We start from the raw sequence: 14,901 nt of genomic DNA, 5'->3' as shown, positions 1-14,901 counted from the left end.
GGATATTTACTTTTATTGCAAGTATTTTTATAAAATTGAGTTAATGGTGCAGACAAACGTTTGTTCGTTTTTAAGTAAAAATCAATATGAACACACAGATCCAAAAGTTGTACGAAAAAGCAGCTAAAGCCGAGCGTTTAATTATAGGACTAATGAGTGGCACCTCTATGGACGGGCTGGATATTGCGCTCTGTTCGGTTAAGCATAGCGGACCCGAAACCGATATAAAAGTTCTGGAATTTAAAACAGGCGATTATACCGATGATTTCAGGGCGAAGATTAAAGCTGTTTTCTCTAAAAAAGAGGTCGATTTGCAGTTGGTGTGTCTCATGAACGAGCACATTGCCAATACACATGCCCAATTAATTAACGAAGCCTTGCAGGGGTGGGGGTATAATCATGAAGCCATCGATTTTATCGCCAGCCACGGGCAAACTATTTTTCATGCACCCAAATCATTGCATCGGCTCGGAGATTACCCGAACGGAACTTTGCAGATAGGCGATGGAGATCATATTGCACTTAAAACGGGTATCATTACACTTTCTGATTTTAGGCAGAAACATTTAGCAGCAGGTGGCGAGGGCGCTCCATTGGCGGTTTACGGCGATTATCTGATCTTTTCAAAGGCCGGCGAAGACCGTGTAATGCTTAATATTGGTGGAATTGCAAACTTTACCTACCTGCCTGGAAGTACTGAAGCCAGTGCGGTTTTTTCGACAGATGTTGGCCCCGGAAATACTTTAATGGATCAGTACATGCAAAAGCACTTTAACCTGTTTTATGATAAAAATGCAGCGGTGGGCGGCTCTGGTCAGTTAAACGAAAAGCTTTTGCATGCACTGTTGGACTGCAGTTTCTTTGAATTGGGTTTCCCTAAAACAACGGGACCAGAACTATTTAATCTCGAATACCTGAGCAATGCACAGCAGCAGTCGGGTACTACAGATATTCCAAAAGCGGATGTGATGGCCACTTTATGCCACTTTTCGGCACGCACAATTGCCGATGCCATCAGGAGGTGTTTTGGCGATGAAGCGAAAGCCTCGGTTTACATGAGCGGTGGGGGCATGCACAACCCTTTACTGGTAAAACTGCTTCATAACGAACTGCCTTTTTGTAATTTCTCAACCACTGATGAGCTGAATATCAACCCTGATGCTAAGGAAGCTGTTTTATTTGCTGTTTTAGCCAACGAAACGCTTTGCGGTAAACCAATAAATTTTGGAAACCGGCAGGGAGTGCCAGCGGTTTGTATGGGTAAAATCAGCTTGCCAGAGTAGCTCAAACGAGCGTTATCGGCTGATTGTAAAGTAGTTTGTGTAGCTTAAAGTTTGGTTTGTGCAGTATTTTGTTTAATTTGTTTTAAACTAATCTTCAACCCAAAACCAAATTTTATGGAAAAAAGTTACCTAAAATGGTTGTCAAAGCTCTTCGTAATTTTGATGATCCCATTTCTGTTGCTCTTATTTACAGGAATGGCACAAGCACAAAGCAAACGGTACACCATTAGCGGCAAGGTTACCGATGCAGCTAACAACGATCCTGTACCTGGGGCGGTTGTTAAAATATTAAATACCACTTTGGCTACCAGTACCGATGCCAACGGAGGTTATACCTTTTCGGTTGATTTAAATCCCGGAAAATACCAGCTTCAGTTTTCTTATGTGGGCTATAAAAGTAGCCTGCAGTCAGTTGATTTGGGTAGCAGCGATAAAGTGCAACTCAGTGTGAAACTTGCTGGCGATGCAGTAGGCCTTGATGAGGTTATTGTTACCGGTACTTCGCAGGGAACCACCCGGAAACAGTTGGGTAGTTATGTAAGTACTGTAAAAGGCGACGATTTAAACAAAGCACCCAGCGGAAATGCCCTGGCATCCTTGCAAGGCAAAACACCCGGAGCGCAGATCAGCCAGAATTCGGGCGATCCGGCAGGAGGGATTTCAGTTCGTTTAAGGGGTATCAGCTCAGTTAATTCATCGTCAGAACCACTTTATATTATTGACGGAGTAATTATAAATAACTCTACCACAAGGGTAACCAATACATCTGGCAATTACGACAATATCAATAATGGTATTCAGGTGGGAAGCCTCGGGCAGAATAGGATGGTGGATATTAGTCCGGCAGACATTGACCACATTGAGGTTTTAAATGGTGCAGCTGCTGCGGCAATTTATGGTTCGAGGGCAAATGCGGGTGTAATTCAGATTTTTACCAAGCGTGGGAAAACCGGCGAACCACAGGTGAGTTTCAATACCAGCCTTACCATTAGCGAGCTACGGAAGCAGATAGAGGTAAATCAGGCTCCAATTAAGTTTGGTGGCTCTGTTGATGCGCAAACTCAGGATATCTTAACGCCAACTTTAACCAATACCACTCCGGTAACCCGTTATAACTATCAGGATTATATTTTCCGTACAGGTGTGGGTACCGATAATTCCGTTTCTGTTTCGGGTGGAAATGACAATACTAAGTTTTATACTTCTGCCGGATACTTTGCCAATCAGGGTATTATCAAAAATACCAATTTCAGGAGGATGAATTTTAGGGCTAATCTGGATCAAACCATTAATAAGTGGGCCAAAATGACAGCTGGGTTTAATTATATCCACAGCGATGCTAACGAAAAACCAGATGGAAACTCCTTTTTCTCGCCAATGAATTCCGTAACCATTATCGGCAATTTTCATGACCTTTTCACCAGAGACGTTTCGGGGAACCTAAAATCTGTTGGTGAACGTGGGAGGGTAAATCCTGTTTCGGTAATTGAAGATATTCAGCAGCGTCAGTTTACCAACCGCATCATTGCTAATGCAGGAATAAAGTTAACACCAGTTAAAAATCTTACCATCGATTACACCATGGGGGTTGATAACAGCATTCAAAATGGAACTACTTATATTCCACCCTTTGCGTATAATGTAAGTACAGGGTTTTATGGCGGCGGGCCTGGCCTCGACCCTTCTTTAAATGGATATGCCAGCGCTGCGAATGCAACCACCACCTTATTTAACAATGAGTTAAATTTTACTTACGATGCCAAAATATCTGATAGGTTAAGCTCTACCACACAATTGGGGGGCTCTTTCCAATATCAGAAAGATTTGTTCAGTTTGCTTAATGGTCGCGGACTTGCACCTTTTGTACAAACGGTTAACGGAGCGAGTACTATTTTAGCCAATAACGATAACAGGTCTGAATTCTCGATTAGCGGAGCCTATCTGCAACAGAATTTCAAATATAAAGACCACTTATTTGTAACAGGTGCAGTTAGGGTAGATCAATCAACGGTGTTTGGCGAAAATAACCGCACGCAGTTCTATCCAAAAGCAAATGTGAGTTACGTTTTATCTTCGGCTGATTACTGGAAAAACCTTGGTGTTTCATCCTGGTGGAATGCATTTAAACTTCGTGCGGCTTATGGAGAATCAGGAAATCTAACCGGTATCGGTGCTTACGATAGGTTTAATGTGTATACGCCTGGCGCAATTACGAGCAAAACGTCACTAACATCAAGTAGTATTCTGGCCAATACCGGTGTAAAACCAGAGCGCCAGAAAGAGCTGGAAATCGGTACAGATATGTCGTTTTTCAATAACCGCTTAGGCTTAACATTTAGCTGGTACGATAAGCGGGTGAAAGACGTGTTGCTTAATGTGATTGTGGCACCAACCATAGGTTATTCGAGCGTATTGGATAACATTGGAGGTACCTTGAAAAATAAAGGAATTGAGCTGATGTTGACAGGTGTGCCGGTTAGAACAACAGATTTTACCTGGACGGCCACTTTGATTTATAACCGCAACAGGAACAAAATTGTAGGTTCAGGTGCGCAAAGGTTAATTGCAACCAATGCCGGAGCACCGGTATCAATAACCGATGGATATCCGGTAGGGGTTTTCTATGGAACTTTCTTTGCACGAAATAGCGATGGTAGCTTATTAACAAACGCTCTGGGGATTCCGCAAACAGAATTGGGTAAGCAACTCACCTCGACCACTTACGATGCGCAACGAACCAATGGCCAGCCTTCGGGTGTTGTTTTGCGTAAAGTATTGGGCGATCCAAATCCCGACTATACCGGATCTTTAGTAAACGACTTTACCTATAAAAAACTAAGCCTCCATATTCAGTTAGATGCTGTTCAGGGTGGCGATATATGGAATGCCGATTGGAGGACCCGACAAGGGGTAGGTAACGGCAAAGTAACTGAAGCTGAAGATTTAGGGCAATTGCCAAGAGGGTATGTGGCAGGAGTTTATAACGTAGAAGAATGGCGTATAGATGATGGTTCTTTCGTAAAACTGAGAGAAATTTCGCTGAGTTATAACATCGGCAAAGTAAAATTTGTAAAAGATTTAACAGTTAATTTAAGTGGACGGAATTTAGTTTCATGGGATAATTACAAAGGTTATGATCCCGAGGTAAACGCAGGAGGGCAATCGACAATTTTAAGGAATATCGATTTTGGCTCAGTGCCAATTCCACGTACCTTTTCTATTGGTTTACAGGCAAGGTTCTAATTTTAAAATAATGGTTATGAAAAATTTAAGACAAAAATATACGCTTTATACGTTTTTTATGGGATTGTTTGCCCTGTCTGCTTGTAAGAAGGAGTATCTCAATCCTAATGCCCCCGTTGCTGAAGATGTAATGACTTCTTCAAGGGCGCTAACCGGAGTAACCACGGGACTCCAAAAAAGTATTTCGACAACACGTGCCGGCCTTTTATACGCTTCTGTTACACTAAATGGGATTACCACAAATGAACTGATTTCGATCAATACCGGAAATACTTCTGAGGAAAGGTTAATGGTAGGAGGAGTTCAAGTTGATGGTACCAATAGCGTTGTACTGAATGTTTGGACTGCGGCAAACAAGGTTATCTTTGATGCCGATAATGTGATCAACAATGCAGCCAATTTAGCCGATAAAAATTATGCTGCGGGTTTAATCGCTCATGCCAGCATTTTTAAAGCTATGGCTCTTGGAAACCTTTCCGAATATTGGGAAAAAGTTCCAGCGGGCATTGGTCAGAACATTGGTTTTATTACCCGGGCAGAAGGTTTTAACAAAGCGGTTGCAACCATTGAGAGTGCTCAAGCAGTGATCGCGGCAAACCCAATCAGCGCAACATTTTTAGGTAATGTTCCGGCAGGAGTAGATATTCCAAATACGCTGAATGCCCTAAAAGCCAGGTATGCGCTATTTGCGGGTAACTATACGCTTGCTTTAAGTGCTGCTAATGCGGTTGATCTGACCAAAACGTCTTTATTCAACTACGATGCCCAGAATTTGAATTCCATTTTTGAAGTTGCTACTTCCACCAATAATGTGGTGCAGCCAAAAAATATCAACCTGGGTCAAACTGGCGTCTTTATGCCTGATGCCGGGGATTTGCGTATTCCGTTTTACACTACAATTAATACTACTGTTCGCATTAAAGGTTTTGCGGCCAGCACCCTGGCTCCGTTTCCGCTTTACCTTCCTGGTGAGATGACTTTAATTAAAGCAGAGGTTTATGCCCGTCAGGCAACACCTAATTTGGTCAGTGCTTTAACAGAGCTAAATAAAGTAGTTACTAAAACGCCTGCTCAGGATCCTTTAGGGGTTGGCGCAGGATTGCTTCCTTTAACTGGACCATATACCCAGCAGGAGCTATTAGATCTCATTTACAAGCACCGTTGTATTGAGTTGTTTATGTCGGGCTTAAAACTCGAAGACATGAGGCGGTTTAATCAGCCTTTAACAGATCGTAAGCGTAATTTCTTCCCTTATCCTTTTCCCGAGCGGGATAACAATACCAATACGCCCCCCGACCCATCGTTTTAATAAAGAAAAAAGCTTCTCAGGCTTGAATCTGAGAAGCTTTTTTATAAAATATTCAATTCCTTTTCGCGGTACCGCGAAAGCGATTCATCATTTGTATCCAATTCAGTTACGAGGTAACTGATGCTTTCTAAGGGGCAAACCCTTAGTCGCAGGGCGATATCCAGTTTTTCTGAAATGCACAATACTGCAGTTCTTTTGGCGCAGGCCAACATGGCCTTCTTTAACTGGTTAATTTCCCAATAAGTATCGGTTAAACCTTCTTCCGGGTGAATTGCGCTGGTTCCCATCAGGCATAAATCGGCTTTTATTTCAGAAAGCTGGGTAATCACCTGTCCGCCATAGGTAACCTGTGAGTTTTTCGAAAACAGGCCACCAATTAAAATTACTTCAACGTTGTTGTATTTCGCCAGTTCTACAGCTACCAGGGGGCTAATGGTAAAAAAAGTAGCCGAAATGCCCTGGGGCAATAGTTTTACCAACTCCAGGATTGTGGTTCCTCCGCCGGTTAAAATCACCATACCGTCTTTAATCAGTTTGGCGGCCTTTTTTGCAATGGTAATCTTGCTGTCCCGTGCATAAACCGTACTGTCATCAAAAGAACTGTGATAAGATTTAGATAAGGCACCACCATGCACTTTATACAACAGGTTTGCATCAACCAATTCCTGAAGGTCCCTTCTAATCGTGTCCTCCGAAACATTCAGCAATTGAACCAGATCAGACGTGAGCACGCGATTGTGCAGGTTAATCTGGCGCATAATGAAATCATGACGTTCTTTCTTCAGCATAAAATATTGTCTGGTGAGCGAATGTAACAAAGATTTTTAAATTTTCTAAAAATTGCGTGTTTTTGCGTGTTTTTGCAATTTAATGTTGTTAGCTACTGGTAAATAGTTTGTTAATTAGTTTTTTTATTCCAAAACATTTATGATATTAGCATTAAAATGCGTTATTGTGCGTGTTTTTGCAAGACTAACTAAAAACAACTAAACAATCATTTCATTCCCTAAACTGGCAGTTTATGAAAAAAAAGCTACTATTAATTTTTATTGGTACGTTTTTGTTGCTGGCTCACGCCATTGCGCAACAAATAACCGTTACCGGTAGGGTTACGTCGGAAGACGGGCCTATACCAGGCGTTTCCATTCGTGTAAAAGGAAGCAGCATTGTTGCGCAAACAGGTGCAGAAGGATCGTATACAATTAAAGCATTAAGAAGCGATGTGCTGGTATTTTCTTTTGTTGGTTATACCACTATAGAAAGAACCGTTGGAGCGAACACAACCATTAATGTGGCATTGAAATCCGATTCAAAGGGTTTGGATGAGGTCGTAATTACCGCCTTGGGTAATACCGTTAAAAAACGGGAACTTGGAACTTCGCAACAAACGGTAAGTGGTGCAGCCATAGCCGAAACACAACGCGAAAACTTTATCAATGCTTTACAAGGAAGGGTTGCAGGTGTTGAAGTAACCAGTTCTTCAGGAGTTCCCGGTGCTTCATCATCAATAACCATACGTGGGGTAAGTTCTATCAGCGGCAGTAACCAGCCACTGATGATTGTGGATGGATTGCCTATTGATAATAAAACTTTAAATACTTCTGCATTTGTATCTGATGCGAGTTCAAATACTGCTTTTAGCAACAGGGGAGTAGATTTTACTAACCGTTCTGCAGATATCAACCCCGAAGATATCGAAAGCCTGGTTGTATTGAAGGGTCCTGAGGCAGCAGCACTTTACGGTATCGATGCAGCAAACGGAGCAATTGTAATTACAACCAAACGGGCAAAGGCCGGTGCTGGTGCAGTTAATTACAGCAACAGTTTTAGGGTAGAGGCCACCCGTGCTTATCCGGAAATTCAAAAACAATATGGTTTAGGCGGTAGTGGCGTTCCCGGATCTGTGTCTACCCTGAACAATATTTACCAGTATTTCGGCCCTGCCTATCCCGATGGAACACAGTTTTATGATAACGTAAAAGATTTCTTCCAAACGGGCTTTACCCAAAAACATAACCTTTCATTTGAAGGTGGTTCGGATAAAGTTAATTACCGTATTTCGAGTGCTTACACCGATCAAAGTGGTGTTGTGCCAAACTCCGACTATCAGAGAATCAACTTAACCGGAGCTTCTCAGGGTATTGTAAATAGCTGGTTGAAAACTGATTTGTCTATGAATTACAGTTATGCAGTCAACGATCAGCCGCTAAAAGGCAGTATAGGTCCTTTATTAGGCTTATTGGCCTGGCCACAAACCGATGATGCATCGAACTATTTAACTGCTGCGGGAACGAGAAAACTGCTCGCCTTTGGATCGGCAGGTAATGCTGAAATTGATAACCCTTATTTTAATGTAAATAAGAATATCATCAATTCAAAAACAAGCAGGATCATTTCAAACCTGGGTTTAACTATTACACCATTTAGGTGGGTAAATATTAAAACCAATATTGGTATGGATTCTTATACCAATCAGAACTTAATTGTGCGTCACCCCGAAAGTGCTTCAGCATTTAGCAGAGGCGGAACAATTGATGTTGCCAACGACATAACCAGAAATATTAACCTGCAAAACTTGATTAATTTTAACAAGCAAAAGCTAACCAAAGATATTTCCTTTGATGCTACGCTTGGTAATTCCCTGCAGAATTTAAAATCAAATGTTGATGCCGGATATGGTGAAGGATTTTTAGATCCTAATTTTAATTCACTAAATAACGTAGCTACAAAATTAGTTAGAACTTCAATTAGCCAACGCCGTTTGGTAAGCTTCTTCGGTAGAGCTACTTTCGACTATAAAAATTACCTGTTTTTAACCGGAACCATTAGGAATGACCGTACTTCTACCATTCCGATTGATCGTTACTCTTTTTGGTATCCATCAGTTCAGGGAAGTTTTGTATTTACGGATGTACCCGCTTTCAAAGGGCTTAAAAATGTGTTCTATTATGGTAAGTTAAGGGCTGCCTATGCAAATGTGGGTAAAGATGCCAGGCCATACGCTTACGTACCAACATTAGAGAATAAAACAACTTCTGGTGGTGGTTATGGCTATGGATTTACAGGTCCAAATCCAGGCTTAAAACCAGAATTTGCCAAATCTTATGAATTTGGTGCCGAATTAGGTTTCTTAAATAACAGGTTAGGCCTCGATATAACGGTTTATCGTAAAGAAACCACCGATCAGATTGTAAATGATATTAGAAGTAGTTACGCAACAGGTTTTATCTTGTTAAACCTTAATGGTGGCTCTACCAGAAACCAGGGTATTGAGTTAACCTTGCGCGGAAATCCGGTAAAAACAAATGATTTTAACTGGGATGTATTAGCCAACTTCGAGTCGGCAAGAGGTAAAGTACTTTCTCTTCCTAATGCCCTTCCAGAATCTTATGTGTCTGATACCTGGTTATACGCCAATGTGCGTAATGGTAACACACCAGGCAATTCGACCAGATCATTAACCGGGTTGTTTTATTTAAGGAATAACCAGGGCCAGTTGTTAATCAATCCTACAACAGGAGTTCCTGTACGTTCTACTACCTTTATTGAAGGTGGTTATGACAGACAACCTGATTTTACAATTGGTTTATCTAATACATTTACCTATAAAAATATGTCATTGTCATTCCTGCTCGATATCAGGAAGGGTGGAGATGTATTGAACGCTACCCAGCATTTCTTAACTACCATTGGTTTAGCTAACAATACTGTGGATAGAATGACCCCGAGGATTATTCCAGGGGTGTTGCAAGATGGTAGAGAGAATACCGCAAGCCCAACTCCGAATAACATAGCATTTGTTCCTTATTATCAAAATACATTTTATTCAACGGCAAGCGAAGAGCTATTTATAGAAAAGGATATCAACTGGATTAGACTAAGAGATGTAACTTTTAGTTATAAGTTGCCACAAACGATGCTTAAGAAACAGAATTTTGTGAAAAGTGCAAGTGTTTTTGTAACCGGAACAGATTTGTTTTTGATTACTAACTACACTGGTTTAGATCCTGTTGTTAACGGAAATACTGCTGCTGTTGGTGGCTCGGGTGCTTCTGGTATCGATTATGGTAATTTTCCAATGCCTATTGGTTTAAACTTTGGAATTAAGATTGGATTATAATGGAAAAGATTATGAAATATATATATATAACACTACTAACAGGGTTTTTATTTACCCTAAGTAGCTGCAAGAAATATCTGGATGTAAATACTAATCCAAATGCCCCGCAAACAGTAACTGCAAATTTATATTTGTCGCCAATGTTGCATTGGATGGTAACCGCACCACAATACGACGGAAGGTTTATTGGAAGGTATACCCAAAACTGGACTTCGACAACAGCTGGTACTACCTGGGATTTGCAAGGTTACGATCCGGCATCTGATAACGGCGCTGAATTGTGGAGAGATGTGTATTGGAGCTTAGGTCAGAATTTAGTAGATATGAATACTAAGGCAGAGGCTGAGCAACGTTGGGATTTGTTAGGCGTTGGCCAGATTTTAAAAGCATGGGGATGGCAGTCGTTAACCGATGTACATGGAGAGATTATTGTCAAAGAAGCCATAGATCCAACCAAGTATTTGTTTAATTACGACAGTCAGGAATATGCTTACCAGGAGGTTCAGCGCCTGTTAACCGCTGCTATAGCTAATTTAGCCAGAACAGACGGGGCAGTAGATGCGGCTTTCTTAGGTAAAACAGACTTGATTTACAAAGGCGATCGTGCTAAATGGACCAAGCTGGCCTATGCCATGCTGGCCTTGAACTTAAACCATTATAGCAATAAAGCCAGTTACAAGCCAGATGATGTAATTGCTGCGGTTGATAAATCTTTTACAAGTAACGCAGACGATGCTTTGATGGCTTATCCAGGTGTTACAGGAAATGACGACAGAAATTTCTTAGGCCCAACAAGGGGAAATATGCAAACTTACAGACAAACTCCTTTTATTGTTAATCTACTGAATGGAACGCAATTTACGGGAGTAGTAGATCCAAGAATGACACGTATGTTGGCGCCAGCACCAGACGGTGTTTACAGGGGAATTGTAACAGCGGCAGGAACAGGAGCATTTACAGCAAGTCAGCTGCCTAATAACTTCTGGAACATTGCGTCAATTTCTGCACCGGCAGCCAACACGCAAGGGAGATATATTTTCTCTGATAAATGCAAGCTGCCTGTAATGACCTATGCTCAATTGCAGTTTATTAAAGCAGAAGCGGCATTTAAAAAAGGTGATAAGGAAACTGCTTTAGCAGCCTATAAAAATGGTATATCAGCACACATTGATTTTGTTAACGCCAGAAACATTGAAGATAATCAGTCGCCAACACAGATCACAAGTGCAGAAAAAACAGCTTACATGAGTGCTACTGCAATTGTTCCTGCAGCAGCAGCCGATTTAACCCTAACACAGATTATGTGTCAGAAATATATTGCACAATGGGGCTGGGGACATTTAGAAACCTGGATGGACATGAGAAGGTATCATTACACCGATGCCGATCCTGCAACAGGGAAGCAGGTATACCTGGGCTATGTTTTTCCAACTACGCTATACTCTGATAATGCGGGTAAACCAGCTTACAGAATTCGTCCGCGTTATAACTCAGAGTATGTTTGGAACAGAGATGCACTAAGTGTAATTGGTGGATTGGCAACCGATTATCACACTAAACAAACCTGGATTGTTCAACCTTAATTAGCACGTTATGAAAATAAAATATATAGGTTTGCTGGCGGTTACGCTGGTAACGGTTTTTACATCTTCTTGTAAGAAAGATGATAGCATACAGGTTATTGATGTGCCTGTAGATGCAACAAGTATTTCCAGGATTAAATATTTCAATTTTGCTGCTGGTGCGCCTTCTGTAAATTTTTATGCCAACGGTACAAAAGTTTCAGGGATATTAAGTGCTACTGGTTCAGAAAGTACAACCGGAACAGCTTACGGAGGCGTATATCCGGCATCTAATTATAGTGTTATCAACCCCGGCACTTATAAGATAAATGGAATTATACCTTCAACAGCTGCAGCTAATGCAAACGTTACTATCTCTGAGGTGAATCCGGCTTTGGCCAATGGAAAATACTATTCGCTATACACCTGTGGCATATACAACAGTACAACTAAAACAGCCGAGTCGTTTGTTTTAGAAGATGTATTGCCTCCGTCAACATCAAGCAATACGGTTTCGTATGTTCGTTTTGTTAATGCTATTCCAAACGGAACAGCGGCAATGAACCTGGTAATTAAGAATTCAGTTACCGCAGTAGAAACTGTAGTGGCAACCAATATTGGTTATAAAAGCGGATCTGCATTTATTGCTGTACCCGTGGGTAGTTATGAGTTATATGTAAGGTACCCATCTTCGTCAACCAATATTATTTCGCGAAATGGGACAACAAATGGTGTCGTAGGTTTTTTGGGCGGAAGAGCCTTCACTGTTGGTGCCAGGGGAGATATGACAGTAACCTCCGCTACAGCAGCGAACAGGCCATTGCTGGATAATACAGCCAATCAATAGCCGTATTTTAATGTATTATGAAAGCCTTGGTTTTATTAACCAGGGCTTTCTTGTTCTTGTTTGCCAATTTTACTAACTTGTAAAACCGATTAACTGCATAAAAATGAGGTTTTTATATCTTTTTCTGCTTATTAGTCTAGGTTGTTTCCGGCTGGAAGCGGCAACATTTGTGGTGGTAAATAACGCAAACGCTGGCTCAGGCTCTCTGCGCGAAGCTATTCTCAGAGCCAATGCAAACGGTACAGCAACAGCCGATCTCATTCAGTTCAATATACCTGCAATCTCAGCAGGCGACATAACCATTACCCTTACCGAAGAATTACCTGCGCTCACTTCAAACATAGTAATAGATGCCACCACCCAACCTACTAGCTTACTGGAAAGCCCAAGCATTAAGGTTAAATTAGTTCGTGGTGCAAGCCCGTTTTTTCACGGCCTGGTTATAGATGGAATAATGAATATTGAGATTTATGGTATTTACTTCAGTAATTTTATATCTCAGGCTGGTATTCCTGCAGACGACAGAAAAGCCGCGGTTTTTTTGAAAAATGCAGCACACGTTATTATCGGAGCGCCCAATAAGCAAAACGGTTTTGGCAATAATTATACCTCTGTAATTTCGCCAACCCAGCCTTTTGTGCAGGATGATATTACCATTTCTTCCAATATTATCGGGTTAGATCCAGGTGGAAAGAGTCCTGCCGGAAATGTTGTAGGTATTGATTTGAGTTATCTCAAAAATTCGACAATTGGCGGAAATACCGCTGCCCACGGAAACCTTGTTTCAGGTAATTCCAATGCCATTTCATTAGGTGCTTTAGCAGGGAATGTGAATATTTCTTTTAATGTAATTGGTTTTGATATTACTAAAACAAAAACCTTTCCACAACTACAGTCTACAGGCATTTTTGCCAATGGTGAAAATGTAAATCTTATCATTTCCGATAATTACATTGCCTCACAGTTAAAAGGGATAAAAGTCGACAATGTAAAACAAAAATATACGATTAGGCGTAATGTAATCGGGCCTGGGCTAAACAGTGAAAACTTTGGAAATACAAAATACGGCATCGAATTGTATAATTGTTTGGCAGGCGTTATTGGTGGTGTAGATGTTGCCGATCAGAATGTAATTGCCTATAATGAATTGGGCATATTGGTCGATGCTTCTTATCCGGTTAGTATCTTGAAAAATAGCACATATTGTAATACATTAGCTGCAATTGCTTTTAAAGATATCCCGCCCGGTAAAAACATTACACCTTCGCGGATTACAACAATTACTGCTACATCAGCAAGCGGTATTTACCTTCCAAATGCACTTATCGAACTTTTTTACGATGATGAATGCCCGGATTGCCAGGGTAAAACTTTTATTGCCTCAATACCAACCGGTGCCGACGGGACATGGGAATATAACGGTACGTTAACAGCCGCAATAACCAGTACGGGTACCAATGTGGATGGGGCTACCGCTGCATTCTCCAAATCAATTATATCAGACGCGAATAAAATTATCAAAGATGCCTTTTGTGGAAATTCGACGGGTAGTATTACCCAATTGGATGTAAGTGATGCCAGTGTATTTAATTGGTTTGATGCCAATAACAATCTGGTTGGCAATGAGCGGGAGCTTAAAAATGTGCCCGGTGGAACATATTATTTAAAAGTAGGTCAGCCCGGTGGCTGCGAATCTGTCTCTGCCGTTTATACCATCCTGAATACCAATATCAGCTATAAGGCAAAAGCTGCTGAAATTAAACCCCTAACCTGCAACGAAAATAATGGCAGCGTAAGTATTACCGCATATGAGACCCAAACCCCATTGGCTTTTAGCTGGGCAGATCAAACTGGTACAATAGTGAGTAACGAAGAGGTTTTGCGCGATGTAGCAGCCGGAGCATACACCTTAACGGCCTCCAATGGGAATGGTTGTACAAATGTAGTTGGTACTTTTACAGTAGGCATTGCGCCGCTCTCTGTAATCGATTTTTCTAAAATAAGCTCCACTATCAGTTGCGATGGAAAATCGGTAAGTATTAGCGGGGTAGACGTAGTCGGATCTACCAACCCTTTTACTTATAGCTGGACCGATGCAAATGGCAATGTAGCCGCCAATACACTTAATTTTCAAAAACTTAAACCTGATAAGTATCAGTTATGGGTAAAAGATAAATATGGTTGCGAAGTAAAAAGCGAAGTTATCGACTTAACAAAGGTTGAAGACAGGGTTTTACAAGTGCCGAATTCTATAAGCCCCAATGGCGATGGTGTAAATGATACCTGGAAGATTAATGGAGCAGAAAACCATCCGGAAGCTGAATTTTCTGTCTTTAACAGGCTTGGGAATCGGCTGTTTTACTCAAAGGGATATGCAAAAGAATTTAATGGAACCTACAACGGAAAACCACTCCCGGCTGGTGTTTATTATTTTGTTATTGATATGAAAACCGATTGTGGCAAAATAAGCGGAAGCTTAACAATTATAAGATAAACTTTTGGCTAAATGAAGAAGGGCCTGTTAAGTATATTTTAAC

The 14,901-nt window shown here is 41.1% G+C and carries 8 protein-coding genes; 7 read left to right on the top strand and 1 reads right to left on the bottom strand.

Translation table 11 applies throughout. The features are described 5' to 3' along the window. The first annotated feature begins 86 nt into the window (after positions 1–86). From HWV58_RS13750 to HWV58_RS13740, 3 genes are all read left to right on the top strand, one after another. Positions 87–1,283, top strand: coding sequence for an anhydro-N-acetylmuramic acid kinase (locus tag HWV58_RS13750; RefSeq protein ID WP_175634659.1), 1,197 nt, complete (start codon positions 87–89; stop codon positions 1,281–1,283). Between the two features lie 114 nt (positions 1,284–1,397). Further along, complete coding sequence (locus tag HWV58_RS13745) at positions 1,398–4,526, top strand: SusC/RagA family TonB-linked outer membrane protein (RefSeq protein WP_175634658.1); 3,129 nt, start codon at positions 1,398–1,400, stop codon at positions 4,524–4,526. 16 nt (positions 4,527–4,542) lie between these two features. After that, complete coding sequence (locus HWV58_RS13740; RefSeq protein ID WP_175634657.1) at positions 4,543–5,835, top strand: RagB/SusD family nutrient uptake outer membrane protein; 1,293 nt, start codon at positions 4,543–4,545, stop codon at positions 5,833–5,835. 41 nt (positions 5,836–5,876) lie between these two features. Here the strand turns inward: HWV58_RS13740 and HWV58_RS13735 are convergent, their stop codons facing one another. Beyond that, positions 5,877–6,623 carry a DeoR/GlpR family DNA-binding transcription regulator gene (locus tag HWV58_RS13735; protein WP_175634656.1) on the bottom strand — a complete coding sequence of 249 codons (747 nt, stop codon included), beginning with the start codon at positions 6,621–6,623 and terminating at the stop codon, positions 5,877–5,879. A gap of 233 nt (positions 6,624–6,856) precedes the next feature. Here HWV58_RS13735 and HWV58_RS13730 point away from each other — a divergent pair, with 233 nt between their 5' ends. The 4 genes from HWV58_RS13730 (at position 6,857) to HWV58_RS13715 (ending at position 14,858) form a co-directional block, all read left to right on the top strand. Next, complete coding sequence (locus HWV58_RS13730; protein ID WP_175634655.1) at positions 6,857–9,955, top strand: SusC/RagA family TonB-linked outer membrane protein; 3,099 nt, start codon at positions 6,857–6,859, stop codon at positions 9,953–9,955. Positions 9,956–9,966: 11 nt separating this feature from the next. Beyond that, entirely contained in the window at positions 9,967–11,538 is a 1,572-nt protein-coding gene (locus HWV58_RS13725; protein WP_175634654.1) for a SusD/RagB family nutrient-binding outer membrane lipoprotein, read from the top strand. A 10-nt stretch (positions 11,539–11,548) separates the two neighbouring features. After that, positions 11,549–12,364 (top strand): DUF4397 domain-containing protein, encoded by an 816-nt coding sequence (locus tag HWV58_RS13720; RefSeq protein WP_175634653.1) that lies wholly within the window; start codon positions 11,549–11,551, stop codon positions 12,362–12,364. A gap of 103 nt (positions 12,365–12,467) precedes the next feature. Then, the gene (locus HWV58_RS13715; RefSeq protein ID WP_175634652.1) at positions 12,468–14,858 is read left to right on the top strand and encodes a gliding motility-associated C-terminal domain-containing protein; all 2,391 of its coding nucleotides are present in this window, start codon (positions 12,468–12,470) and stop codon (positions 14,856–14,858) included. Positions 14,859–14,901 lie beyond the last annotated feature (43 nt).

It is taken from the genome of Pedobacter ghigonis (genome assembly GCF_903166585.1).
GTDB lineage: Bacteria > Bacteroidota > Bacteroidia > Sphingobacteriales > Sphingobacteriaceae > Pedobacter > Pedobacter ghigonis.
This window is presented reverse-complemented; position numbering and strand designations above follow the sequence as displayed.

Bases quoted from the DNA above. Each gene is read 5' to 3' on its own strand.
- HWV58_RS13750 (WP_175634659.1), top strand. From the start codon at position 87: ATGAACACACAGATCCAAAAGTTGTACGAAAAAGCAGCTAAAGCCGAG.
- HWV58_RS13745 (WP_175634658.1), top strand. From the start codon at position 1,398: ATGGAAAAAAGTTACCTAAAATGGTTGTCAAAGCTCTTCGTAATTTTG.
- HWV58_RS13740 (WP_175634657.1), top strand. From the start codon at position 4,543: ATGAAAAATTTAAGACAAAAATATACGCTTTATACGTTTTTTATGGGA.
- HWV58_RS13735 (WP_175634656.1), bottom strand. From the start codon at position 6,623: ATGCTGAAGAAAGAACGTCATGATTTCATTATGCGCCAGATTAACCTG.
- HWV58_RS13730 (WP_175634655.1), top strand. From the start codon at position 6,857: ATGAAAAAAAAGCTACTATTAATTTTTATTGGTACGTTTTTGTTGCTG.
- HWV58_RS13725 (WP_175634654.1), top strand. From the start codon at position 9,967: ATGAAATATATATATATAACACTACTAACAGGGTTTTTATTTACCCTA.
- HWV58_RS13720 (WP_175634653.1), top strand. From the start codon at position 11,549: ATGAAAATAAAATATATAGGTTTGCTGGCGGTTACGCTGGTAACGGTT.
- HWV58_RS13715 (WP_175634652.1), top strand. From the start codon at position 12,468: ATGAGGTTTTTATATCTTTTTCTGCTTATTAGTCTAGGTTGTTTCCGG.